The 26267-nt window shown below is 49.1% G+C and carries 23 protein-coding genes; 15 read left to right on the plus strand and 8 right to left on the minus strand.

The annotated features are described in order from the left end of the window. Positions 1–142 precede the first annotated feature (142 nt). Positions 143–682: a translation initiation factor IF-3 gene (infC, locus tag AC4PME_RS12050; RefSeq protein ID WP_119501596.1), complete on the minus strand. Its 540-nt coding sequence runs from the start codon at positions 680–682 to the stop codon at positions 143–145. 77 nt (positions 683–759) lie between these two features. Further along, the gene (gene thrS, locus AC4PME_RS12055; protein WP_474851294.1) at positions 760–2676 is read right to left on the minus strand and encodes a threonine--tRNA ligase; all 1917 of its coding nucleotides are present in this window, start codon (positions 2674–2676) and stop codon (positions 760–762) included. 206 nt (positions 2677–2882) lie between these two features. Between thrS and AC4PME_RS12060 the strand changes: the two genes are divergently transcribed. Both AC4PME_RS12060 and AC4PME_RS12065 read left to right on the plus strand, forming a co-directional pair. Then, the gene (locus tag AC4PME_RS12060) at positions 2883–3818 is read left to right on the plus strand and encodes a fructosamine kinase family protein (protein WP_491045532.1); all 936 of its coding nucleotides are present in this window, start codon (positions 2883–2885) and stop codon (positions 3816–3818) included. After that, positions 3818–4852 carry a DUF3080 family protein gene (locus AC4PME_RS12065; protein ID WP_119501598.1) on the plus strand — a complete coding sequence of 345 codons (1035 nt, stop codon included), beginning with the start codon at positions 3818–3820 and terminating at the stop codon, positions 4850–4852. The genes AC4PME_RS12060 and AC4PME_RS12065 overlap by 1 nt, the downstream gene beginning before the upstream one ends. 26 nt (positions 4853–4878) lie before the next feature. Here AC4PME_RS12065 and AC4PME_RS12070 read toward each other — a convergent pair whose 3' ends face one another. The 3 genes from AC4PME_RS12070 to AC4PME_RS12080 form a co-directional block, all read right to left on the minus strand. Then, positions 4879–5499: a CAP domain-containing protein gene (locus AC4PME_RS12070; protein ID WP_232373355.1), complete on the minus strand. Its 621-nt coding sequence runs from the start codon at positions 5497–5499 to the stop codon at positions 4879–4881. A 120-nt stretch (positions 5500–5619) separates the two neighbouring features. Next, entirely contained in the window at positions 5620–6168 is a 549-nt protein-coding gene (locus AC4PME_RS12075) for a YaeQ family protein (protein WP_119501599.1), read from the minus strand. A gap of 114 nt (positions 6169–6282) precedes the next feature. After that, the gene (locus tag AC4PME_RS12080; RefSeq protein ID WP_119501600.1) at positions 6283–6909 is read right to left on the minus strand and encodes a CPBP family intramembrane glutamic endopeptidase; all 627 of its coding nucleotides are present in this window, start codon (positions 6907–6909) and stop codon (positions 6283–6285) included. 260 nt (positions 6910–7169) lie between these two features. Here AC4PME_RS12080 and AC4PME_RS12085 point away from each other — a divergent pair, with 260 nt between their 5' ends. Both AC4PME_RS12085 and AC4PME_RS12090 read left to right on the plus strand, forming a co-directional pair. Continuing rightward, positions 7170–7988 (plus strand): MurR/RpiR family transcriptional regulator, encoded by an 819-nt coding sequence (locus tag AC4PME_RS12085; protein ID WP_119501601.1) that lies wholly within the window; start codon positions 7170–7172, stop codon positions 7986–7988. A 190-nt stretch (positions 7989–8178) separates the two neighbouring features. Further along, positions 8179–8742: a DUF924 family protein gene (locus AC4PME_RS12090; RefSeq protein WP_119501602.1), complete on the plus strand. Its 564-nt coding sequence runs from the start codon at positions 8179–8181 to the stop codon at positions 8740–8742. A 52-nt stretch (positions 8743–8794) separates the two neighbouring features. On the opposite strand, the gene AC4PME_RS12095 is transcribed toward AC4PME_RS12090, so the two are convergent. Continuing rightward, entirely contained in the window at positions 8795–9190 is a 396-nt protein-coding gene (locus tag AC4PME_RS12095) for a rhodanese-like domain-containing protein (RefSeq protein WP_491045533.1), read from the minus strand. A 230-nt stretch (positions 9191–9420) separates the two neighbouring features. On the opposite strand from AC4PME_RS12095, the gene AC4PME_RS12100 reads away from it, so the two are divergent. From AC4PME_RS12100 to AC4PME_RS12145, 10 genes are all read left to right on the plus strand, one after another. After that, on the plus strand, positions 9421–10608 hold the full coding sequence (locus AC4PME_RS12100) for an amidase (protein ID WP_491045534.1): 1188 nt from the start codon (positions 9421–9423) through the stop codon (positions 10606–10608). After that, positions 10608–12221, plus strand: coding sequence for a gamma-glutamyltransferase family protein (locus AC4PME_RS12105; RefSeq protein ID WP_491045535.1), 1614 nt, complete (start codon positions 10608–10610; stop codon positions 12219–12221). Before AC4PME_RS12100 ends, AC4PME_RS12105 begins: the two co-directional genes overlap by 1 nt. Before the next feature lie 2 nt (positions 12222–12223). Next, complete coding sequence (locus AC4PME_RS12110) at positions 12224–13054, plus strand: sulfite exporter TauE/SafE family protein (RefSeq protein WP_490709385.1); 831 nt, start codon at positions 12224–12226, stop codon at positions 13052–13054. Beyond that, complete coding sequence (locus AC4PME_RS12115; RefSeq protein WP_491045536.1) at positions 13051–14277, plus strand: pyridoxal-phosphate-dependent aminotransferase family protein; 1227 nt, start codon at positions 13051–13053, stop codon at positions 14275–14277. The genes AC4PME_RS12110 and AC4PME_RS12115 overlap by 4 nt, the downstream gene beginning before the upstream one ends. Next, entirely contained in the window at positions 14270–15499 is a 1230-nt protein-coding gene (locus AC4PME_RS12120) for an allantoate amidohydrolase (protein WP_491045537.1), read from the plus strand. Before AC4PME_RS12115 ends, AC4PME_RS12120 begins: the two co-directional genes overlap by 8 nt. Before the next feature lie 33 nt (positions 15500–15532). Continuing rightward, complete coding sequence (locus tag AC4PME_RS12125) at positions 15533–15898, plus strand: AraC family ligand binding domain-containing protein (RefSeq protein ID WP_491045538.1); 366 nt, start codon at positions 15533–15535, stop codon at positions 15896–15898. 392 nt (positions 15899–16290) lie between these two features. Further along, positions 16291–17676 (plus strand): adenosine deaminase family protein, encoded by a 1386-nt coding sequence (locus tag AC4PME_RS12130; protein WP_491045539.1) that lies wholly within the window; start codon positions 16291–16293, stop codon positions 17674–17676. After that, positions 17660–19096 carry a uracil-xanthine permease family protein gene (locus tag AC4PME_RS12135; RefSeq protein WP_491045540.1) on the plus strand — a complete coding sequence of 479 codons (1437 nt, stop codon included), beginning with the start codon at positions 17660–17662 and terminating at the stop codon, positions 19094–19096. The genes AC4PME_RS12130 and AC4PME_RS12135 overlap by 17 nt, the downstream gene beginning before the upstream one ends. Positions 19097–19291: 195 nt before the next feature. Further along, entirely contained in the window at positions 19292–21727 is a 2436-nt protein-coding gene (locus AC4PME_RS12140) for a TonB-dependent siderophore receptor (protein ID WP_491045541.1), read from the plus strand. Positions 21728–21833: 106 nt separating this feature from the next. Beyond that, positions 21834–22892, plus strand: a complete 1059-nt coding sequence (locus tag AC4PME_RS12145) for a purine nucleoside permease (protein ID WP_491045542.1) — start codon at positions 21834–21836, stop codon at positions 22890–22892. A gap of 86 nt (positions 22893–22978) precedes the next feature. On the opposite strand, the gene AC4PME_RS12150 is transcribed toward AC4PME_RS12145, so the two are convergent. Further along, complete coding sequence (locus tag AC4PME_RS12150) at positions 22979–23980, minus strand: adenosine deaminase (RefSeq protein ID WP_491045543.1); 1002 nt, start codon at positions 23978–23980, stop codon at positions 22979–22981. Between the two features lie 357 nt (positions 23981–24337). Between AC4PME_RS12150 and AC4PME_RS12155 the strand changes: the two genes are divergently transcribed. Continuing rightward, complete coding sequence (locus tag AC4PME_RS12155) at positions 24338–25669, plus strand: NCS2 family permease (RefSeq protein WP_491045544.1); 1332 nt, start codon at positions 24338–24340, stop codon at positions 25667–25669. 64 nt (positions 25670–25733) lie between these two features. On the opposite strand, the gene AC4PME_RS12160 is transcribed toward AC4PME_RS12155, so the two are convergent. Then, a complete protein-coding gene (locus AC4PME_RS12160; protein ID WP_232373357.1) occupies positions 25734–26177 on the minus strand; it encodes a RidA family protein in 444 nt (147 codons plus the stop codon). Positions 26178–26267 lie beyond the last annotated feature (90 nt).

Raw genomic sequence — 26267 nt, forward strand, 5'->3', positions numbered from 1 at the left:
CCGCTTACAGTTTTCATTTTAGGCATTGCTAAAACTCCGCATTGTTTAATATCGGCCTTCAGTGTGCAGTCACTTATTGCCGGCTAATGTTTGCAGCAGGGTGTTTCAAAGGTGCAGATTCTCTGAAAACTTTAGACCACTACTACCTCTTAATTGGGGCAAGCACCATGATCATCTGGCGGCCTTCCACGCGACGTGGAAAAGACTCGCAAGTGGCAATGTCTTCTAAATCCGTTTTAACACGGTTCAGTTGCTCAATGCCGATCTCCTGGTGGGCCATTTCACGTCCGCGGAAGCGAATCGTGACTTTAGCCTTATCCCCACTTTCCAGAAAGCGACGCAGGTTGCGCAGTTTTACCTGGTAATCGCCTTCATCAGTGCCAGGGCGAAATTTAATCTCCTTGACCTGAATTTGCTTCTGTTTTTTCTTTTGCTCTTTCTGAGCTTTACTTTTCTCGAAGAGGAATTTGCCATAGTCCATAACTTTACAGACTGGCGGCTCAGCATTTGGACTGATTTCCACAAGATCAAGAGTTGCTTCTTCAGCTGTCTGCATCGCTTCTGCGAGAGACACTACTCCAATCTGTTCGCCATCTTTACCGATTAATCGTACCTCGCGAGCACGGATCTCGTCATTAATGCGGGCTTTATCGCCCTGAGCCTTATTATTAGCGCCTTTAATGTGCTAATCCTCCAAAAATTAAAAACTGATGCCCGCCAGTTTCTCATGCCAGCGGGCTGAATCTTATACACTCACCATTACTTAATGGTTTTCTCCGCAACTTCCTTTTGTGCCAGTTCAATGAAGGCATCAACAGACATTGAGCCTAAATCATCACCTTTACGGGAACGAACGGCGATGTGCCCTGCTTCGACTTCTTTGTCACCACAGACCAACATATAAGGAACGCGCTTTAAAGTGTGCTCGCGGATTTTAAAGCCTATCTTCTCATTTCTCAAGTCAGACTTTACTCTAAATCCTGCATTCTGCAGTTTTTGTACAGTTTTTTGCACATATTCAGCCTGATTGTCGGTAATATTCATCACCACCATCTGCTGAGGTGCTAACCAGAGCGGGAAGAATCCGGCAAATTCTTCAGTAAGAATACCGATGAAACGTTCAAGAGAACCTAACACCGCACGGTGAATCATCACCGGAACCCGACGCTCGCCATCTTCAGCAACGTAAGTTGAACCTAAGCGGCCAGGCATAGAGAAGTCGAGTTGCACAGTACCGCACTGCCATGCACGGTCCAGACAATCATACAGGGTAAATTCAATTTTAGGGCCGTAGAAGGCACCTTCTCCCGGTAACCAGCTGAATTCGATACCCTTGCTGTCCAGCGCTTCTGCCAGTGCTTTTTCTGCTTTATCCCAGATTTCATCACTGCCTACGCGCTTTTCAGGGCGGGTAGACAGCTTAACTTCAATTTTTTCGAAGCCGAACGCCTTGTAGGCATCGTAAATCATGTCGATACACAGCCCCACTTCACTGAGGATTTGTTCTTCAGTACAGAAGATGTGGGCATCGTCCTGGGTAAATCCACGAACACGCATCAGACCATGCAAGGCACCGGAAGGTTCATTACGGTGACAGCAACCGAACTCAGCCATACGCAAAGGCAGGTCGCGATATGATTTCAGCCCCTGGTTAAATATTTGTACGTGACCCGGACAGTTCATCGGCTTAATGGCATATTCACGCTTTTCCGATTCTGTAGTGAACATGTTTTCAGCGTATTTATCCCAGTGACCGGATTTTTCCCACAATACGCGGTCCATCATCAACGGACCTTTTACTTCGTCGTAGGAATAGCTCCGCAGCATTTTACGCACGAACTGCTCAAGCTCGGTGTAAATAGACCAGCCGTCGTTATGCCAGAACACCATGCCCGGCGCTTCTTCCTGCCAGTGGAACAGATCCAGGGTTTTACCTATTTTACGGTGATCACGCTTTTCAGCTTCTTCCAGGCGTTGCAGGTAAGCTTTCAACTGTTTCTTGTCTGCCCAGGCTGTACCATAAATACGCTGCAGCATTTTGTTGTCGCTGTTACCACGCCAGTAGGCACCCGCCACTTTCATCAGTTTGAAATGTTGACAGAACTTCATGTTCGGCACATGAGGACCACGACACATATCGATGTATTCTTCGTGGTGATACAGGCCAGGGAAAGAGTCTTTAGGAATGTTCTCGTCGAGAATTTCCATTTTATAGGTTTCGCCGCGGGCTTCAAAAGTATCCCGCGCTTCCTGCCAGCTAACGTTTTTCTTCACTACGTCGTAGTTAGTTTTGGCCAGCTCCAGCATCCGCTTTTCAAGCTTCTGCAAATCTTCCTGCGTCAGGCTGTGTTCCATATCCACATCGTAATAAAAGCCGTTGTCGATAGTCGGACCGATTGCCATCTTTGCATCAGGCCATAACTGTTTAATAGCGTGGCCGATTAAGTGCGCGCAGCTGTGACGGATGATTTCAAGACCATCTTCGTCTTTAGCGGTAATGATTTGCAACGCTGCGTCAGACTCAATCAGGTCGCAGGCGTCTACACGGTCACCGTTAACACGGCCGGCAATGGTCGCCTTGGCGAGACCGGGGCCGATGTCAGCAGCAACATCCATTACCGAAACAGCAGAATCGAAAGCGCGCTGGCTTCCGTCAGGAAGTGTAATTACAGGCATGTTATATCCTTTACAGTGGTGACGCCTACTCTGCGCCACTTGCATTAATTTGTGGTGTACAGCGTTAAAATAACGCAATGAAAAGTATTCAGATGCCTACCTGCATCTGACAAAAGAGACCGAATTATAACGGCTTAAATGCTGTGCGCAATGACACATTACTTTAATTGTGAATACAGCTGTTTTCGTTGCTGGCATTCACAGTAATGTTTGCCATAATTTCTCCATGGTTCACCTGGCGGTCAATGACGTTTATTCCTATGTGGCATTTCATCTGCGAACATATAAGCGATGCAACACAGACATTTTTTAGTTACACAAAACGTGCAACGATCAGCGGCGGTGATACCCACTCTGCCTTTGTTATCAATGATGAAACCCACCGGTACTTTGTAAAAATCAACCCGCTGTTGAATGGCCATAAGCTGCGTTACGAAATGGACGGACTGAAGGCATTATCCCGGTCCGGCGCGCTGTATGTACCCGCCGCAGTGTGTCACGGACAAATCGACGAAGATGACCAGCATTTTGAATATCTGGTGCTGCAACATCTCAAGTTGCGCCAGCCCGGCAAAGGCGAATGGTCTGTGTTCGGCGAGCGGCTGGCAACGCTCCACCGTACAGCCCTCGCCCAACAGTTTGGCTGGCACGAAGACAATTACATTGGTCAGACCCGGCAACACAATACGCTTAACAAAAACTGGTCTCGCTTTTTTGCCGAAACCCGGATTGGCCTGATGATGGAAGATTGTGCCCGTCACGGGATTCGCCTCACCAATATTGATGTACTGGTGACACAAATCCATACGCTGTTAAAAGAGCATCAGCCACGTGCGTCATTACTGCACGGTGATTTATGGAGTGGCAATGCCGGTTTTTGTAAGTTCGGCCCGGTCATTTACGATCCGGCGGTTTACTATGGTGACCGTGAAGCAGACATTGCCATGACAGAGCTTTTCGGCGCGTTTCCACAGGAATTTTACGCCGGATATAACCAGACATGGCCACTGGATAAAGGTTACCGGAACAGAAAGCACATCTATAATCTCTATCATTTGCTCAATCATGCATTACTTTTTGGCGGACACTATATACAATCGTGCAAAGAACAAATTTCCGCTATCCGGCAACCTGTTGAGTAATGCCAAAGACACTCCTGACATTCCTGAAAATACTGCTGTCTGTTATCGCCGCCCTGATTTTGAATGGCTGCGGGCTGGCGCCCCCGCTGACGACGGACCTTGAAGAATACGCCTCCCGCCTGGCACGGGTGCTGGATAGCAGCTTCCCTGATGTGGGATCTGACACAACGCTACCCTATCCTTCCCGGCAAACGTTGTTTAATCCCCTTGAAGAGGCTGAAATAACCTTACCCGATTTTTATTCTATTCAGTCCTGTGAATTAGGTACGCTGGTAGCAGAACGGAACACCACGCTTGGAAAACAACAGGATGCCGCTGCGAGCTGGGTATATGAATCCGCGCTGGTAACGGCGCTGGAAAATTGTGTCAGAAAACTAAAACAAACGGATGAAAACCCGTCACTTGCCAACCGGCTGGATGAACTTCGGGCAATGAAAGCAACACAACTGCAGAAAGTGTGGGCGAACCTGATCCAAACCAGTACCGAAACCCGCCAGGCGCTCTCTCAGAGCAAGGAATTGATAACCGCCGGTAATAACCGCGATGCCGAAAGCGGTATTAATGCTCTGGCCTGGTTAACAACCCTGCCTGATGCAGGAAATGTCACATCAGAACAAATTAACGGGCAACTTAAAATTCTGGAATCATCCCGCATTCCGGCCAAAGTCTGGAAATCTCAAAAAGTCTTCTCGGCACATTTATCTGCCCTGAACCGCTTACTCCCCGCTCCTCTGGCAGACATTAACTGTGATAACGGTAAAGCCTCTGAACAGGCAGAAATACTCAGAAATGTTTTTTATCTGTTCTTCATTGAACGCATACAACCTGCCGGCAGTCAGTTAAATCAGTACATGTATAAACTGCAGCCAACCCTGAACACGCTTCAGGCATCCCCTTATTTGTCTGAGGCATTCAAAGACTATTTAACTGAGCGTGAACTGGAGTTCCGGCAATACCGTGAGGTGATGGCAGAACATATCGGATTGTGGCAGCACTTCCTTGGACGGTGCAATTTATCGCCACAGGCGGGGTAATGTTACAGGGAATAAGTGTTCATCAGTCACTGTGGCGAAGACAGGTTAATTTCAGGCTTAACTTGCTGTACAACAAAAATGCCTTTGTCGGGTATAAACTCAAAGTCCGGCACCGGCAGATTGTCCGCCGCCTTTGTGACATAAACAACCCAGTATTCCACGTGAGGCGCATGACGGTCGGAATAAAATCCTACGCCGATAAACTGCTGTTCCCGATAAAAATCAAGCTCACCGAGCAGATGTTGCCGGTGAGACTTTGAGCCTTTAAAAGCACGCCAAACAGAATCCGGTGTCGTGTAGCCGCCGGCAATAGCTTCCACCTGATTACCCATAACACCGCTGTAATAGCGTGGCAGCGGAAAACCGATTTCCCGCAAACGGCTGTTAGGACTGCCTCCCACATTGTGCATGACCATACCAACCTCAGCCATGACCCGGGCTTTATCATCTGCGGCCTGAGCAAGCAGCGGATGACATTGAATGGAAGCGCGCTGCTGTAACGGATCCTGCTGTATGAGTTTTGCCAGAGCAATGGCCTGCGGGCTGAAGCCACAAGCCGTTACATCGTTTTCTGCAGTTTCCTCTGCCGGCATAACAGCAAAGGGCATGAGTAACATGGTAAGGAAAATTGACCTGAATATTTGCAATGCACTTCCTTATGAAAAGCCCATAAAACGGCGAAGCGTATCGTCTAACATATCGGGTCAGCCAAATCAGTCAAGCCTGAACGTCGAAAAACTAATGGCAGAGACGGGGCTGCCCTGGCTTTACATCCGCTGTTCTGTTGATACTTCAACACTTTCTGTTACACCACCACCTTCAATATTAAGCCACATCTGGCCATCCTGAACGGTAACCTGAATTTGCATTGAACGCTGAACTGCGTTTGCAAGCCTGGTCACCACAGATTCAGGCAAGGTGAAAACAGATAAATTTTTCCGGCTCTGAAGTTTGTTTTGCTCTTTTTTCCACCACACTTCGAAACTGTTATCGGCGCAGGCGTAAATAAGCATTTGCCGGCTCTGATTACAGCCTTTTTTAATCCGTTGTTCTGAGGGCTGGCCCAGTTCAATCCACAGTTCAATTTCATCACTCAGGCTTTTTTGCCACAAATCAGGTTCATCATCATCAGATAAGCCTTTGGTAAATTGCAGCCGCTCATGGGCATTGGCGATAAATGCAATGATACGCAACATCATACGTTCATCGTTTTCAGAGGGATGACGGGCAATGGTCAGGTTGTGGTCGTTATAATAGTTGCGGTCCATATCCGTTATGGATAGTTCTGCTTTGAAGATAGTCGCTTTCAGTGCCATGGGTTTTCCGGATAATCTGACGATGCCGGCAGCAAAATCACAGACTGCCAGACAATAATTTCCAGCTATCTTAACAGCTTATCCCGTTGACAGTGTGACTTCTTTAACACGTCCTCAGGGAGGAGAAATCACCAGATAAGATCCAAGACCAATGGTGAAAATAAAGCTGCCCCAAATCGCATGCTCAACAACGACAACCGGTGTAGAACGCGTCTGCATATACCGGTAACCAAACAGCGCACCACCGAACCACGAAAGTATCATGGCAATCCAGTTACCATAAACCAGATGCACCAGTCCGAAAACGAAGGTGCTGATCCCCCAACGCATCATCTTTGACGGCAAAATGGTCTTATAACGATGAAAAAAATACGTGCGGAAAATTATTTCCTGAGGGATCACCGAAACGATGGGATAGATCAGTAATGTCAGCATCCATAATTCAGGTTCGTTCAGGGGCCATTGCAGAAACAGTTCCGGCTTTATCAGATAAACCAGTGCGCCCAGCAGGCAGGCCCAGGGAATGAACAATTTTAATGTAGTACGAAGGTGGGTGAAAAAATCCTGCCAGTGCCACAATCTGAAACGCTTGAACTGTTTATCTGCGAGCAGTACCGCAAGGCAGGCAACACCGGTGAGTCCCAACAAAGGCATAAGGTATCCGGCGACCTGATTAACCCAGTAGGCAATTGCCAGCGGTAACATAAAGAACAGCGCAATCATTTCCGCCCACAAACGCATCTGAAAAGCCCTTAACAAATTAATATGACAGTACCGTGACATTATAATGCTATTCGTCCCGTTATGGTGAAAAAATCAGCGTTTATTTATCAATAATTGGTATGAAAAAAAGACAGCAGAAACGAAAGAGGCCTGGCGGCATTCACACTATCATTGCCGGCAGCTCCCTCTGGGGAAAAGGATTGAATTGCTAAAAGGTTGGCTCTGAAGCAATTTTGCATTACCTTTGTCCCGGTAATGATTAGAAATGAGCGGGTTAAATGGCATCGCCAAAAGATTTATTAGGCCTGATTGAGCAGCAATACCCTTCTCTGTCGCCTTCAGCCAGGCAGATTGCTGCCTACGTTCAGCAGCATCCCATCGCACTGGTGAGCAAAAGTACTGCTGAAATCGCCAGACTGAGCGGCACATCCAAAGCTACCGTCAGCCGTTTTTTCCGTCAGTTAGGGTTTGAGTCTCACCAGGACGTGAAAGACGCCATGCTGTCGATGCGTGAAAAAGGCCTGCCATTACCGCTGGATGAAAATCAACCGGATCATTATCAACAGGAAATCCGCAATTTAGCCATGACCTTCGACGGACTGAAACCGGACACGGTGGACCAGGTAGTGTCGTTGCTGGCAGATTCTGAACGAATTACGCTGATAGGTTACAGGAACGCCTACCCGCTGGCGCTGCATTTCAGACAGCAACTGAAACAGGTACGCAGCACAGTAAGGCTTTTGCCTCAACCCGGCCAGTCGCTGGGTGAAGATCTTATTGATATTCCGGAAAATGAAGTGGTGGTTTTGTTGGGCTTTCGCAGACGCACCCGTATATTCTCCCGGATTGTAGACGCGCTGAATGCCCACACCACCGTTTTGATCACCGACCCCACGGGCCAGGTGTATAACCAGAAAGTGTCTCATCTGCTGGTTTGCCATCCCGGCCAGCAACATGCCTTCGACAGCTATGCAGCACCTATGAGCCTGATCTCTTTTCTCGCGAACAGAGTATTTGAAAGGCTGGGAGATAAAGCTGTAAAACGCGCCGCCCGCATTGCCAGTATGTATGATGAGCTCGACGAGCTTGAACCTTAATGCGTTTTCAGTAGTCGAACTAAAATGCGACTAAATGCGTAAAAAAATCGTCATTTTAAATTGATTATTTTTTAACCTTTGTGACAGTATACAAATTACTGGTCTGATAAGGCGGTGCCGGCCGCATTTGAACAGTGTAAGGACAACTGGCAATTACCTGCGCACAACGGACGTGATAAACAGGAGTAACATGCAAACATCAATTATCCCTTTGGAAGAAGCTTCCAGTGTTCTCGCTTTCTGGTTCAACGAGCTGGAATCAGAACAGTGGTTCCGTGCAGATGAGGGGTTAGATAATTTAATCCGGTCCCGGTTCGGGAAAGTTCACAACGCAGCCGCAAACAGTGAATTATGGCCCTGGCGTGCAACACCGTCAGGCAGACTGGCCGAAATTATTGTACTGGATCAGTTCTCACGTAATATCTACCGTAACGATGCCCGCGCTTTCGCTTGCGACAGTATGGCGCTGGCCCTGTCCCAGGAAGCGTTGAGAGTAGAAGCTGATAAAGCACTTACCGTGGCTCAGAAGACCTTTTTATTCATGCCCTTTATGCATTCCGAATCACTGGCTATTCATGACATGGCCATGGAACTGTTTAATATAGACGGTCTGGAGCTGGAATTTGAATACGAGCAGGAACACCGGGATTTATTGCTAAAATTTGGCCGCTATCCGCAACGCAATAAAGCGCTGAAGCGCAAATCGACCAAAGAAGAAAAAGCATTTCTTAGCCAGCACTTCATCGAAGCCTGACGTAACGCAATCCGGATACAACAGACTTCATTCTGCTGTATCCGGCTTCCCTTTAACGGGTATAAGGTTCCACCGGTAAACCGGCCACTTTCCATGCATCGAAGCCGCCTTCAATGTGGACGACATCTTCAAACCCCATATCCATCAAAGTTGCTGTTGCCAGCGTGGAACGCCATCCCGACTGACAATACAAAACAAAGCGCTTACCACCACCGAATACCGGTTTGTAATATGGACTGTCCGGGTCGACCCAAAACTCCAGCATACCGCGGGGAGCGTGGATTGCTCCCGGGATCTGCCCTTCCCGCTCAAGTTCTCTGACATAACGAATATCCACCAGTACAACGTCCGCTTTGTACACTGTTTCATTTGCCTGCTCAGGGCTTATGGTTCCGATGCGCGCTGATGCGTCTTCCAGTAACGACTTAAAGCCTTTTTTTAATGCCATGTGCTTCACTCCTGAATGAAACCGTATAAACGGACGGATCATTTGTAATTCCTATGCCACACCAGTGTGAACATAAGTGTCAAACATACTGCAGCGCAGCATAATTTTACAAATTCATAACATAAATAGTCGCCATCAATATGAAAACATGTGGAAAAAAGCATTTGTTTCTATTGACAGAATGGTGAAACGATTGTTTCATAGAACAACGCAATCCGACCGTTCCAGTCATGCATACCACAACAAACCCGTTTATGACTTTACCGCAAAAGTCAGGTGCACCACTGTGCATACAAAATAATACCGCTGTGCCTCTTGCCAGCTATCGCCTTGCCGTTAAGGATCTTTTCCATATGGCAGGGCTTCCTACATCTGCAGGCAATCCGGACTGGCTGAGCAGCCACCCTCTTCCTTTAGCAACGTCGCCGGTGGTAACTAACTTAATTCAGCATGGTGCCAGGTTTGTGGGCAAAACGCTTACAGACGAGCTGGCTTACAGTCTGAACGGACAAAATAAGCATTATGGTACACCGGAGAACCCGGCGGCGCCGGACCGGCTGCCCGGCGGCTCCAGTTCCGGTTCAGCCACAGCGGTCAGCCTGAATCTTGCTGATATCGGGCTCGGTACTGACACCGGCGGATCCATTCGCGTTCCGGCCAGCTATCAGGGTTTATTTGGATTACGTCCTACACACGGTGAAATCAGCACTGACCACATGGTGGCGCTGGCGCCATCCTTTGACACCGTAGGTGTGATGACCAGAGATCTGACAACCCTTGAGAATACCGTTGCGGTGTTGCTTCCCCACCTTCATGACACCGAGACACTGCCACTAAGTCTGGTAACCAACCTGACAGACGGTTGCGGACATAGAGAAGCCATTCTGCAGTGGCATGAAACACAAGCTTCACTGCATCCTGAACTGTTTATGCCGCCCTGCGAACTGACCACAGAAGCCTGGCAGACCGGTGAAACATTCAGAGTCATTCAGGGTTATGAAATCTGGCAACAACACGGACACTGGCTGAGTAATAACCGGCCGGACATTGCATCGGATATTCAATTGCGTCTGAATAGTTGTGCTGCGTTAACCAGCCATGAAGTTAATGAAGCAAAACAGCGCAGAGACGCTTTCAATGCCTGGTTTTCAGAGGTGGTGTCAAACCGCATTCTGGTGATGCCGACAACCCCCGGCATCAGTCCGCTATTATCTACACCGGCTGAATCATTAGCCGGATACAGAAACCAGCTACTCTCACTGACATCCCTGGCAGGTTTAAGCGGATGTCCCCAGTTACACCTGCCTCTGTTCAGTTTAAACAATGCTCCCTGTGGCCTTTCTCTTCTGGGCCCGCGGGGAAGTGACAGGCAACTGCTGAAGATTGCCCGTACCCTATTATCAGGAAAACCACAATAATGACTAAAAACACAATGAGCGGATTCACTGCCCCTCACTATGCTGCGGCGCAGGTGGGAAATGCCATCCTTGAAAAAGGAGGCACAGCGATTGAAGCCATGGTAGCGGCTGCCGCCTCTGTTGCCGTTGAATACCCCCATATGAACGGCTTAGGCGGCGATGGTTTCTGGTTGATCAGCGAACCCGGCAAAGCGCCGGTAGGCATTGATGCAGCAGGCATTGCGGCAAAGCATGCAACGCCGGCGTTTTATAAAGGCCTGAACGCCATCCCTGAACGGGGAGGTAAAGCGGCACTGACTATGGCAGGCGCAGTATCAGGCTGGCAGAAAGCGCTTGAAATCAGCGCACAATGGCAAGCACCTTTACCACTGGGCACCCTGTTAGACACAGCTGTCAATCAGGCAAGCTGGGGCATTGAAGTCACTCAAAGTCTGAGTGATGCCAGCTTTAAAACCTTTGACACACTCGCCGGCGATCCGGCTTTCGACCAGTTTCTGATTAAGGGGAAGGCCCTTAAGAAAGGCAAGATAGTTAAATTGCCGAAACTGGCTGAAACCTTAAAGCATCTGGCTGAGGCCGGACTCGACGATTTCTACCGGGGTGAAACCGCAGAAAAACTGGCTGCCGATTTGCAGGCTGCAGGTTCTCCGGTCACCCTTGAAGACTTTCACAGCTATGAAGCGAAACTGGTCGAGCCCCTGAGTGTCACCACCTCGAAAGGGACTTTATACAACCTGCCTGCGCCTACACAGGGTATTGCTTCGTTACTCATTCTGGCGTTGTACGACAGGGTTTGGCAGCAAGGTTCTGATGATGCCGACATGGTGCATTTACTGATTGAATGTACCAAACAAGCTTTCATCAAACGAAACCGCTATGTTACAGATCCAAGCCGCCTCAGCGTTGATTTGCAGAGTTTGCTCTCGCCGGAATCACTGCAAGATATGCAACAGCATATTCAACTGGAAAGTGCACAAGCCTGGCCACATCCGGCCATTCCCGGCGACACCATCTGGATGGGCGCATGTGACAGCGAAGGCCGGATGGTAAGTTACATTCAGTCCCTTTACTGGGAATTCGGCAGCGGTGTAGTCAGTCCGTCTACAGGCATAGTGTGGAATAACCGCGGGACGTCATTTTCTCTGGATGCCTCCAGTCACCAGTATCTGCAACCGGGACTGACCCCTTTCCATACGCTGAACCCTGCCTATGCAGAGCTCAACGATGGCCGGCGCATCAGTTACGGCACCATGGGCGGCGAAGGGCAACCGCAAACCCAGGCAGCGCTGTTTGCCCGTCACGTTTATCACAATCAGCCGCTGGATAAATCCATTGCACTGGGTCGCTGGCTACTGGGCCGGACCTGGGGTGATGTGAGCCATAATCTGAAAGTTGAACGTGACGTTAACGACTATGTGGGCGAAGCCTTACGGTCCAGGGGACATGACATGGTTGTTGTTGAAGCCTGTAACGAACTGATGGGCCATGCCGGCGCAGTAGTCAGACACCCTGACGGCAGTACACAAGCAGCCACCGATCCCCGCAGTGACGGTAAAGCCTTTGCTACGGCGTCATCTGTTTCAACAGCATCAGCTGGTCAGGGAGAAATATAAAAATGGAATTTATCAGTGAAAATTTAACCATTATTTTGGCCATGATGGGCACCGGTGTTTTCGCCGGACTACTGGCCGGGTTACTGGGTGTCGGAGGCGGCATTGTCATCGTACCGGTGTTGTTTTTCCTGTATCAGGCGCTGGGAATAAGCGCTGATACTGCCATGATTGTGGCAACGGCCACATCACTGGCCACCATTGTTCCTACATCGGTCAGTTCAATTATGGCCCATAACAGGAAAGGCAATGTCGACTTTGAGTTACTTAAACACTGGGCAATTTTCATATTGCTTGGTGTGCTGGCCGGCAGCTATCTGGTGACAAAAACCGACGGAAAATGGCTTGCCATGATGTTCGGTATCATCGCTACCCTGTCGGCACTGAACATGCTGATTGGTAAGAAAAATGCCATCGCACAATCGCTGCCTGGCAAGGGCGGTCAAAGTATTATGGCTACCTGTATCGGCTTTTTCAGCAGCATGGTTGGCATCGGGGGCGGCACATTAACCGTTCCCACTCTGACATTTTGTAACTATCCCGCCCACCGTGCGGTAGGAACAGCCGCAGCAGTGGGTCTGATCATTTCTCTCCCCGCAGCGTTAACTATGTTGATTGTGGGTGAACGCCCTGCTGACGCACCGTTTGCCACTTTCGGGCTGGTTAACCTTCTTGGCTTCGCCTGTATTGTTCCCCTTACTGTGCTGTTTGCACCTGTAGGCGCAAGCATCGCGAACAAACTCAATCCTGCAATGCTTAAAAAAGTCTTTGCCCTTGTTCTTATCATAACCGGCGTGCGCATGCTCGCGCAGACGATTATCCAGGAATTCCTATGAAACCTTTATCTCTCCCTCCCCGCTTACTCATGGGCCCGGGCCCGATAAACTGCTATCCGCGTGTATTACAGGCCATGACTACCCAACTGGTGGGTCAGTATGACCCTGTGATGACAGGCTACATGAACGAAGTGATGGCCTTGTACCGGCAGGTGTTTAATACCCGAAATAAACAAACGCTGTTAGTTGACGGTACGTCACGGGCCGGTATTGAGGCTGTGCTGGTCTCCTGTATCGAACCCGGCGATAAGGTGCTGGTGCCGGTATTTGGCCGCTTTGGCCACTTACTGGCTGAAATTGCAGAGCGGGCCGGCGCGGAAGTTCATACTATCGAAACGCCCTGGGGCACGGTGTTTGAACCTGAACAAATTGAAGCAGCTATTCGTGAAGTCCGCCCGAAAGTACTGGCAATTGTGCAGGGCGATACATCCACAACGATGTTGCAGCCACTGGAGCATTTAGGCGAAATTTGCCGGAAATACGATGTACTGTTTTACAGTGACGCCACCGCCTCGATTGGCGGCAACCCTTTCGAGACTGACGCCTGGGGCTTGGATGCGGTATCGGTGGGATTGCAAAAATGTTTAGGCGGCCCGAGTGGCAGTGCACCTGTGACTCTGAGTGAAAAATACGTAGCCTGCGTGCGCAAGCGTCACCACGTTGAAGCCGGAATACGGGACAGTCATCACCAGGCGGCCAGCGGCTCCAGGATCCGTTCAAACTATTTCGACCTGCCTATGATCATGGATTATTGGGGGGAAGAACGCCTGAATCACCATACTGAAGCAGCATCAATGCTCTTCTGTGCCCGCGAATGTGCCGTGAATTTGCTGGAAGAAGGACAGGATCAGGTGCTTAAACGCCATCAACTGGCGGGTAACGCCATGCTGGCCGGCGTACAGGCAATGTCTCTGAAACCTTTTGGTGATTTGAAAAACAAAATGACCAATGTCGTCGGCGTGACCATTCCTGACAACGTGGATGGCGAAGGGATAAGACATACTTTGCTTAACACCTTTAACATCGAGATTGGCACCAGTTTCGGCCCTCTGAAAGGTAAAATATGGCGTATCGGAACAATGGGCTATAACGCCCGTGAAGATGCGGTCTATCACACACTTCAGTCTTTAGAAACCGTACTTCGCCGTGCCGGATTCGCCCTGCGACCGGGCGCCGCGGTAGACGCAGCCATGGACGTTTATGCAGGTCAGCAACATGTCTGAATATCAGAGTCTTGCACAACTTGTGATGGCCAGACTGGACGAACTCGGGCAAATCAGCCAGTCACCTGACTACCTGGACAGACGCTATCTGACAGCCGAACACCAGCAGGCAAACCGGCTTGTTGCCACCTGGATGAGTGAAGCCGGCATGATTACCTGGCAGGATGCTGCCGGCAATTTGTGGGGACGACTTGAAAGTTCAGTCCCCGATGCGCCACGGTTTATTATCGGCAGTCATCTGGATACGGTTCCTAATGGCGGCAAATACGATGGCATGCTGGGTGTCATTGCGCCTGTTGCCATTGTGCAAATGCTTCAGGGCACACAATTCCCGCTGCCGTTTCACCTCGACATAGTCGGTTTCGGCGATGAGGAAGGCACCCGTTTCGGTTCTACGTTACTGGGTAGCCGGGCACTCACAGGACAATGGCCGGACGCCTGGTCGAAGCTTAAAGACGAAAATGGCCTGAGCCTGCCGGATGCACTCCGGTCTTTCGGACTGGATTTCGACAATGTGAAGCAGGCAGATATTACCGCCAGCCGTCCGCTGGGTTATCTGGAGCTGCACATTGAACAGGGGCCGGTGCTGGAAAATGCCAATCTGCCGGTAGGTGTAGTAACCGCTATATCCGGTGCCCGCAGATTCAATATTGATGTTACCGGTATGGCGGGTCATGCCGGTACCGTGCCTATGAACATGCGACTGGACGCGCTGGCAGCTACCAGTGAAATGATTCTGGCCGTTGAAAGTCAGGCCAGGACTCACGGCGTCGTCGCGACGGTAGGAAAAATTGAAAACCGCCCGAATGGCGTAAACGTGATATCAGGGAGTACCCGTTTTTCACTGGATATCCGCAGTGAAGACGACAACCACCGTGATGCAGTGCTGGAACAAATCATGCAGCAATTTAATCAGATTGCTGCCCGCAGGAAACTGACTCTGCATGTCGAGCAAACCCATAGTGCCGGCGCCGTGCAGTGCGACCACCGGCTGCAGTCCATCTTAAAAACGGCCATCGGTGAATGCGGGGTCCCCCCCTTTTCTCTGCCATCCGGAGCCGGACACGATGCCATGGCAATGGCCCTCATGTGTCCTGTTGCCATGATGTTTTTACGCTGCGACAAAGGGATAAGCCATCATCCCGCGGAGTCCATTTTAACAGAGGATGTGGCAGTGGCGCTTGCAGCGTTACATGCAACCATTAAGCATTTAGCAAATTAAGATCTTTTGACCGTAAACCACGTTGGAGTGACGATGATTATTAAACGTATCTATAATGATGAAGAAGGGAAAAGTCACTTTGGAGAAGTGGAAATACCATTGTCAGACGGTGGCCCCATCGGCCTTTTATCTGACCGTTTTGACGCCGGTACTGTGATATTCAGGGAAACCCCCGCCGATTACGATTTTAAATGGCACCCAGCCCCTGCGCGGCAACTGCTGTTTATCATTAAAGGTCGCGCAGAATTTAAAGTCTCCAACGGTGAGCGTCATGTTTTCGGTGCAGGCGATGTACTGCTGCTGGAAGATACAGAAGGTGAAGGCCATTGCAGCCGCGCTATGTACAACGAAGTGCGCCATTCTATTTTTGTCACCCTGCCGGATCATGTGACATTCTGATCGATGGATTATTAGTCGCAGGGCCCCGTGCAAAGATGAGAAATCGTGCCGGGGCTTTTTTATACCCGCCCCGCTGCACCCGTACATGTCTTGAGCAGAGCAAACTCCCCAAAGAAGAGCAAATTCACCAAACAAGTGCACCCGTTTTCCGTGCTTTTCCCCCTTTACCTGAATTGACTTATTAAATAAAAAATTTACCTATATTTTTCAATAAGATAAAAACTTACACCATAACATGACCACTTGGTCAGTTTATTGCAATCCTGTCATGCAAATTAACGCTCAATTACCGAGAATTTGCTACTGTGTTTCGTTGTTCATATCACATTGTTTTTTGTCTGATTATTCTTCTGCAGGCAAACCTGTCTTTTGCGCAATCGTCCCCTGCGGACATGAACAACTGGTTTCGAAATTTTAAACAAACCGCTACGCCCGCAGAACTTTACCGCTTTCTTCATGCCATGCCCAAGGGCGGCGATTTACATCATCATCTTACCGGCGCTGCTTTTAGTGAGTGGTGGTGGGAACTGGCGACTGATACTAAGCGTAACGGTGGTTATGAGTACTTCACCCGAACCCGTCTGACATTATGTGACGGCTTCGACGCCAATGCCTTTTCACCGGCATCCCCTTACCTGCTGTTTAAAACCATACAGGCATCAACTTTTGCATCCCTCAGTGAATGCGAAAAGAAAGGTTATACGCCCCTTGCTGCATTAACCGCCAGTCAGAAAGAAGCTTTCCTCGACAGCCTGCGACTGGATAAAGAGGGTGAAGGCCGTGATGAGTTCTTTCAGACCCACTGGCAACGGTTAAATGATCTGACCCGCAATCCTGTTCTGATCAGTGAATTATTGCTGCTGAACATGGAAGCCTATGCCAGAGAAAATGTGCAGTATCTGGAAACGCAGGCTGGCGTGCACGGCATGCTCAAACCCGACGGGACCGGATACTCTGCCGAAGAGGCTTTAGCCATTATGCAGGCAGCCCTTAGCAGTGAACGGGCTGTCAAAACCGGCGTGACAGTGAAATTCCAGTATGCGCTGCTGCGCTTTCTGCCCGACGCTGAAGACACCCTGAAGTCGCTTTACGCATTTGTCGACGCTCACCGGGATATCTACAGAGGCATTAACCTTGTCGGCCGTGAAGACAACGACAAAGGCTACCCTTTACGTTTCCTGTCTACCTTTCGCTCCCTGCGTCAACAATATCCTGCTATCCCGCTCTCAATTCATGCCGGTGAAGTAGATGAACCTAACCGCCATGTCCGCGATACGCTCTTACTGGGCGCTGACAGAATTGGCCACGGTTTAAATACCATTACCGATCCGGACACCCTGCTATTGATGCGTCACGGTCCTTACCTGATTGAAATTAATCTGATTTCGAATTTGTTACTTGAATATGTAAGCCAGTACAGCGAGCACCCCTTCGCCGAATATCTCCGCACCGGTATTCCGGTTGCCTTATCAACGGATGACCGTGGTATGTGGGATTCTACGCTCACCGATGAATTCTATGTCGCCGTGTCTCAGTTTAACCTTTCATGGCAGGAACTGCGTGTTCTGGTAAATAACTCTGTTCAGTTCAGTTTCCTGACAGATGAAGAAAAGACACCTCTGCTTAGCCGTCTAAACCAGCATCTGGATGCATTTGAGAAGAAAGTCATCAGTCAGCAAGCACTGCCCGGCTATGCCGCACCCCGCCAGTTCATTTGCAAATTTGAACCACAAATATGCACGTCACCTCAAGGAGAGGACAGTGTCAGCAAACCCTGAATTGTTATATGGTCTTGAAGACCGCCCTAACCTGCTGAAAACCTCCACGGCAGCATTTCAGCATGTCCTGGCGAGTTTTGTAGGGGTAATTACGCCCACACTGATTATCGCCGCTGCACTGGGTTTGGAATCACACATCCCGTTTCTGGTCAGTATGGCATTGTTTGTCTCTGGCATGGGAACGGTGATTCAGACCAAACGAATTGGCCGTATAGGCAGCGGACTGGTTGCCGTTCAGGGTACCAGTTTTGCTTTTGTCAGTGCGCTTATACTGGCCGGCACGACAGTGCGCAGCCGCGGGGGCAGCGACGATGAAGTAATGGCTATGCTGATGGGCATTTCTATGGCCGGCGCCCTGGTAGAGGTGGGCTTAAGCTTTTTTATTCACCGTCTTAAACGTCTGCTGAGCCCCGTCATCACCGGCATTGTGATTACATCTATCGGCTTGTCGCTGATTAAAGTAGGCATGACAGACCTCGCCGGCGGTTTCGGTGCCACTGATTTCGGTCAGATCAACCATGTTGGTTTGGGTTTATCCGTGCTGTTCATCATCATTTTCCTTAATGCATCATCGAACTTATGGCTTCGGCTAAGTGCCATTTTTATCGGCATGGCGCTGGGCACTTTGTGTGCGTGGAGCTTCGGCAATGTGTCATTTTCTCATTTGTCAGACCTGCCCGTTCTGGCGTTTCCGGCTCCTTTTCAATACGGTATTGCTTTCGACTTCAGCCTCTTCCTGCCCGTCGCGTTAATATACCTGTTCAGTGCCCTGGAAACCGCCGGCGATCTGACGGCTAACAGCGTATTTTGTAATCAGCCTATTAAAGGCCCGGTCTATATCAAACGTATTCAGGGCGGCATATTGGGTGATGGCATAAACTCAGTGCTGGCAGCCTGCTTCAACACATTTCCCAATACCACTTTCGGTCAAAATAATGGTGTGATTCAGTTAACCGGTATTGCCAGTCGACGCGTCGGCATTGCTATCGGCATTTTCTATCTGCTGTCAGGCATCTTTCCCGTTATCGGCGGAATTCTTCAGGCGATTCCCAAAGCCGTGCTTGGCGGCGCCACACTGGTCATGTTCGCTATGGTGGCAGTGGGCGGTCTGAAAATTCTGATGCAGCAAACTCTGGACAGACGAACCAGTTTGATAACAGCGTCGGCGCTGGGAATGGGTATGGGTGTAATGATGGTACCGGCGATGACGAATGGTTTTCCGGACTGGCTGGCAAACATCGTTGCCTCACCGGTCACCATGGCGGGGATCACTGCGGTATTTCTGGATGTGATTTTGCCGGAAACTGGCAAACCATTACCAAAAAAACACGTTTTTGACAATTCACCAAAAGAACAAAAGAAATTAGATCCCGATCTGGTGCAGAATACGCGCCTTTCGCACCATGAGGGTGCAAATTAACGCATCTGAAATCAATTTGCACGATAAATTTTCTGCCAAAATAATAATAACTAAAAAATAATTATAAAAATCATTAAGTTAAACCAAATAACTTTCTTGACCAATCGGACAACTTATTGGCACCTAATGTGCTTCTGCTGGTCTGGCTACGTTTAAGCCGCCCGTAGAGGCTGATTACTAAAACAGAGGAAAAACATGAAACACACTCTTTTTGCGGTATCTCCGCTTGCTAAAGCCATTGCATTTGGCCTGGTTTTAGCCCCGGCGTCGGTATTTGCTCAGGAAGCAAATACTCCTTCTGATGAAGAAGTTGAAAAAATTGAAGTGACCGGTTCACTGGGCAGCTTACCTGGCCAGGACGTTGAAGCCGTATTCGGTTTCGGTAAATCAATTTTAGAGACACCGCGTTCGGCTTCAACCATCAGCTCTGAGCAAATGGAGCGTTTCAATGTGTCAGACATTGATGAACTTGTGGCCTTCGCACCGGGTACATTTACCCAGTCATTCTTCGGTGTTGCAGGTTCACTGGATGTGCGTGGTAACCCGGGTGAAGCTTATTTCCGTGGCATGAAGCGTCTTGATAACCCTGGTAACTATCCTACCCCTATCGGTGCATCAAGCCGTATAGACATCGTTCGTGGTCCTGCTTCTCCTATCTACGGCCCGTCTAAAATTGGTGGTTACCTGAACTTTAACCCTAAATCAGCCCGTGCATCATCCGGTCAGTATCTGGATGCACCTACCGGCGCTATGTCATATACCCACGGAACATGGGATAAAAGCATTGTAACTGCTGAAGTTGGCGGTCCGGCTTCTATCGCAGGCAAAGAAATGGGTTATTACGTATACGGTGAAGTTGAGAATTCAGGAAGTTATTATGAAAACTCAGCCACAGATCAGTCTATCCTGCAGGCTTCATTCAACATTGATTTAACCGATAATCTGCGTGTTGAATTCGGTGGCATGTACCATAAGTACGATGGTAACCAGGTAGCAGGCTGGAACCGCCTGACTCAGGAGCTGGTAGACAACGGTACTTATATTACCGGTACTGCTCAACCTCTGGATACAGACGGTGACGGTTCTATCTCCCATGAAGAATACGGCGCAGTGAATCTGGCGGGTAACAGCTTCTTCTATGTACCGGCAGCTTCTTTCACTGATTCAGAAGCCACAGAGTTGATGGCGCTGGAAAACGTGGGTACTACCACACTAAGTGGTTCACAAACGCTGGTAGCGCCTGACGACCAGCTGGTCAATGAAGCCAACACCTTCTATTTCGATGTTATCTATTACGCTGACAGCTGGGAAATTAAGAACCAGTTTTTCTACGACGGCTATGACAACATCAACGAAAATGCCTACGGTTTCTCTCAATTCCACGACAGTTGGGTAATTGAAGACAAAGTAGTATTCTCTACGGAATATGAAACCAACTCACTGCTTGCACAGTTCCAGGTATCGCCTTCAATCCGCTATACCGACTTCCTGCACGGTGATGATTTCACTTATGAATACTTTAACCGTCGCGACCTGACCATGCCGTCTTCTGCACTGGACCGCCGTTTACTGGCAACCCGCAGTGGCATGAACTACGACAACTATGACGAAGGTAATTACCTGGATTTAGGTTTTGCAGCAATGACAGACCTGACCTGGGACTTCGGTCTGAACATCGTATTGGGTCTGCGTTACGACACGATTGATATCGAAAGTACGTCCCGCGAAGATCTGAAACTGCCTGCAGAACAGATTGTAGAAGGTAGTACTACACCAATCACTGAAAAAGAAACTGTTGATGGCGTGTCCTGGAACACCAGTATCTCTTACACTACACCATGGGGCCTGATCCCATACATTACAGTAGCTGAACAGGCGACACTGGTTGCCGGTCAGGGTGCTGAAATTACCGTGGGTCAGCTTAACAATGCTGATGGCAGTGGTGCATTTGATACATCAGACCTGTTCGAATACGGTATTAAAGGTTCATTCCTTGACGACAGCCTGTACTTTGCATTGTCTGTTTATGAGCAGGAACGTACTGACTACAACAGCCAGGCCATCGTAACAAATGCGACAACTCACAACGAAGGTGTCGAGTTAGAACTGCGCTGGGTAGTAAATGAAAACCTGGTTGTTTCTGCCGGTTACACCAATGTTGAAGTTATCAACCTGACAGCCCGTGAAAATGGCAGCCAGTTTGGCTTCCTGGGCTTGGAAGACCTCACTGGTCTGGAAGATCCTTCACTGGTACTGGGCGGTAATGTTATCGGTCTGAACCTGGTTGGTGAAGGTACAAGCAACCCGAAAGCCAAGAAAGCTGGTATTCCGGATAACATCTACACACTGACAGCCACTTATGACTTCCAGAATGGTTTTGCCAGCAGTGTCAGCATCATTGATGCAGATGAAGCACCTTCAGGTTTCTCCGGTTCAGTGATGTTGCCGGCCTATACGCTGGTGAACGCAGGTCTGTCTTACCAGACAGAGCAATGGGATATCAACTTCACTGTTAAAAACTTAACGGATGAGCGCTACTTCCGCGCGAACTTCCCTGACCTGTTCGGTAGCCAAATCGTGTTACCTGAACTGCCCCGTCACTTCAACGTGAAGTTTGGTTATAAGTTCTGATCAAACTGATACGTACCGTAACGGCATGCATTCGCATGCCGTTTTAATATGTGCAGTACCTTCTGTTTTCTTCTGAGACGATTGCTGCATCAACAAGGAGTTATTTGTGAAAAATACTGTGTCAGCTATTCTTGGTTTCTGCCTTCTCAGTCTTACCACCCTCAGCCACGCTGCTGCACCGTTAAAAGTGAAAGCCGTGGTCGTTACGATGTTTGAAATCGGTGAAGACGAAGGTGACAAAGCCGGCGAATTTCAAATGTGGAAAGAACGTTATGGCCTGGATACCCGTTTTCCTTTTCCCCAGTCTTTCCACGACATCTACGCCAATAAAGACAAAGGTGTGCTTGCCATCGTAACAGGCATGGGCACTGCACGTGCATCTGCAGCCATTATGGCACTGGGGCTGGACCCCCGTTTTGACTTAACCGAAGCCTACTGGCTGGTTGCCGGTATTGCCGGCATGGATCCAGAGGACGGTACAATCGGTTCCGCAGTCTGGACACGCCATCTGGTGGATGGTGATCTTGCCCATGAAATCGATGCCAGAGAAATACCTGCTGACTGGCCTTCAGGCTATTTCCCTTTATTCGCAAACGGTCCGCAAACCGATGCCGGCCGCCCGGCTGTTAACGGCGAAATGTACAAGCTGAATACCGGTTTAAGTGAATGGGCATTCAATATGACGAAATCGCTGAAACTTATGGACACTGAAGCCATGGCTGAATTGCGTGCACGTTATAAAAACTATCCCAACGCGCGGACCACGCCAAAAGTCATGATCGGTGATCATCTGGCGGCTTCCACTTTCTGGCATGGTAAACTGCTGAATGACTGGGCTAACGACTGGGTATCATTATGGACCCGTGGTGAAGGCAACTTCATGACTTCCGGTATGGAAGATACCGGCAGTTACCAGTCGATGATTTATCTGGACCGTGCGGGTAAAGCCGACAAGAACCGTTTTATGGTGCTGCGCACAGCAAGTAACTTCACTATGCAGCCGGAAGGACTGACTGCCGCAGAGAATTTGGCGATGGAACGTGAAAACGGTGGCTATGCGGCGATGGTACCGTCACTGGAAGCGGCCTATCTTGCTGGCAGTACGGTGATAAATGAACTGGTTGAAAACTGGGATAAATATCAGAAACACATCCCGGGAGAATAAACGGCCCGCTAAACCCGGACGTCAGGCATTAAAAAAATGGCGCAGTCATGACTGCGCCATTTTTAATTGTTGATTCCGTTGACGTGCTACTGCACTGCTTCCACAGCATTATGCCAGTGAAGCTTTTCTTCCTCAGACAGGAAACTGGCTGTAAAACTGTTTTTCACCAGCTTACGTAACTGCTCTTCATTCATCCCCAGTGCAGATTCCAGGGCGTAAAAGTTCTCATTCATGAAACCACCGAAATACGTGGGGTCGTCAGAATTTACTGTTACCAGCAGTCCTTCTTCCAGTAACGACAGAATATTGTGCTTCGCCATATCATCTATGACACACAGTTTCAGGTTACTCAGCGGACAAACTGTTAGGGGGATTTGCCTGTGTTTGATGAGCGCCAGCAGCTCGTCATCTTCGCTGCACCGTACACCGTGATCAATCCTGTCGATATTGAGCAGATTTATAGCTTGCCAGATATACTCAGGCGGCCCTTCTTCGCCGGCATGAGCGACGACTTTAAAACCAAGGGATCGGGCCTGACTGAAGACACGTTCAAACTTTTCAGGAGGATGTCCCAGTTCTGAACTGTCCAGACCCACTGCATCAATATTGTCGTACCAGGGCTCTGCATCCTGCAATGTCTGAATGGCTGACTCTTCACTCAGATGGCGTAAAAATGAGAGGATAAGTTTCACACTCATTCCCCAGCCTTCCTGCGCCTCTCTGATGGCTTTCAGGAAACCCGTCATAAATGTCCGGTAAGATACATGACGTTCCGTGTGCGTTTGCGGATCAAACATGATCTCAGCATGAACAATGTTTTCTTCCTTACATTTCAGCAGATACGCCATCATCAGTTGATAGAAATCGTCCTCAGTACGCAGCACATCCGCACCGGCGTAATACAAATCAAGAAAGCTCTGCAAGTCTGAAAACTGATAAGCAGCTTCGATATCCGCAACAGACTGATACGGCAATTCTACGCCATGGCGTTGTGCCAGCTCCCACATCAGAGACGGTGACAATGTACCTTCGATATGTAAATGCAGTTCTGCTTTAGGCAGAGCACGGATTAACGTTTTTAGCGACATAATGGATTTTCCTCTCCGTTGACACAACGGCAATGCACGGAGTATTTTTTCTTAGTGGTCTGCACCAAAATAACACACTATTGCACTCGTGGTGCAACTTCACCTGTTATCGTGACAGTATTGTATCTGTAACAACTGAAAATTTGCTACAATCCCGCCCCTTAAGTTTATGAAAAGCCTGCTCCTTTCCGGCACCGCCTTCCATAAACTTCCGGCAAATCAATCACTGGCCGGACTGCACTACTGTATCAAGCTGAAAAGCAAGCACAAAACGAACCATTTCTGACTAAGTGGTCAGGATTTTGCTTTATCCGGCTTCAGATAATACGCATAAATAGAATAATCCGGGGAGACCCCATGTCACACGCTTTATTGGAACGCCTGTTTAAGCTGCAGGCACATGGTACAAATGTTAAAACTGAAGTCATCGCCGGTTTAACAACCTTTGCTGCGATGTCTTATATTCTGGTCGTAAACCCGGGCATTCTGGGGCTTAGCGGTATGCCCGTAGAAGGCCTTATTACTGTTACGGCCCTCGCCGCGTGTGTGGGTAGTTTGCTGATGGCTGCCATGACAAATTACCCGGTGGCACTGGCTCCCGGCATGGGCCTGAATGCGTTTTTTACTTTTACCATTTGTATGGGTCGTGACATTCCCTGGGAAGCGGCGTTGGGTATCGTATTCTGGAACGGCATTTTGTTTCTTTTGCTCACCTTAACCGGCGTACGCACAAAAGTTGCAGAGGCTGTACCGCCCTCACTGAAAGTCGGCGTGCAGTGCGGTATCGGTCTGTTTATCGCTTTTATCGGATTAAAAAATGCCGGTCTGGTGGTGGATAATCCGGCGACGTTCGTCAGCTTAGGAGATTTATCCGACCCTGCTGTACTGCTTGCTTTTGCCGGTATTCTTCTGACCATCGTGGTAGTAATGCGCAACGTTACAGGGGGCATTCTGCTCTCTATCATTATTCTTTCCGTTGCCGGTACATTCATCCCCTCCGGTGACGGTTATCTCACCAACCATCCCGATGCTTTCTTCGGCATGCCGGATCCCATTGACGATACTTTCTTTGCTATGGATATCTGGTATCCCATCGAACATTTTGGTGAAACCTGGGACCTGATTTTTGCATTAATGTTTGTGAATATGTTCGACACCATCGGCACCCTCATCGGCGTGTCGCGACGTGCTAATCTGCTGGATGAAAAGGGCAAATTGCCTAAAATTGGCAGTGCGATGACCGCTGATGCGACCGCCAGTGTAGCCGGTGCAGCACTGGGTACATCACCGGTCACCAGTTATGTGGAGTCGGCTGCGGGTGTTTCCGCAGGAGGCCGTACAGGATTAACTGCCATCGTTACTGCACTGTGTTTTCTGTTTGCGTTATTCCTGACTCCGCTGATGAAAGTCATTCCTCTGATGGCAACGACACCGGCACTCATCATGGTGGGGATCCTGATGATGGATTCCATCCGCCAGCTTGATTTCGATGATCTCGGCGCTTTGGCAACCGCTTCCGTGGCCCTGCTGGCAATGCCGCTAACATTTAGTATTTCAGAAGGTATTGCATTGGGATTCATTACCTATGTGGTCACCATGGCCGGCAGTGGCAGATACAAAGAAGTGAGTAAAATAACCTATATTCTCGCGCTGGTTTTCCTGCTCAGATACATCTTTGATTTGAAATAAAAGAAATAAGGAGTCCCTCAGCGGACTCCTTTGTTTTTTCACCCCACCGTCGCGGGCAACGCGTTTATTCCATGTGCTTGTAGCCCATGCATTCCACTTCCAGCATAGCTCCCATCGCCAGACCGTCAGCGCCGAAAGCGCTGCGCGCAGGTAACTTGCCTTTTTCAAAGTAGGTAACGTATACCTTGTTAAAGTCTCCCCATTGACTGATATCGTCAATCATTACCGTGCATTTAAAAATATCATTCATTGTCAGGCCGGCAACCGCTGCTGCCGACTTAACATTATCCATGACCTGGCGGGCCTGAGCCGTCATGTTATCTGCCATCTTGCCTTGCTTATCCAGAGGTAGCTGACCGGACAGATACACGGTATTGCCCACCTGAGTGGCAACAGAAAAAGGCGCATCCGGCGATGATGAGGCAAAACGGGTGATACCGGCTGCCATGGAACTGGTTACCAGAGGAAGAGTGAGGAGTAAGGTGACCATACTGCGGGTTTTAAACATACATTTTCCTTGATGAGATAAAAGTGCTGCCAGCTTTTTATTAAACCTTACCTAAAAAAACTTTTAATTTTTGATAAGCCAAACTATGTT

This window comes from Alteromonas sp. (assembly GCF_984505615.1).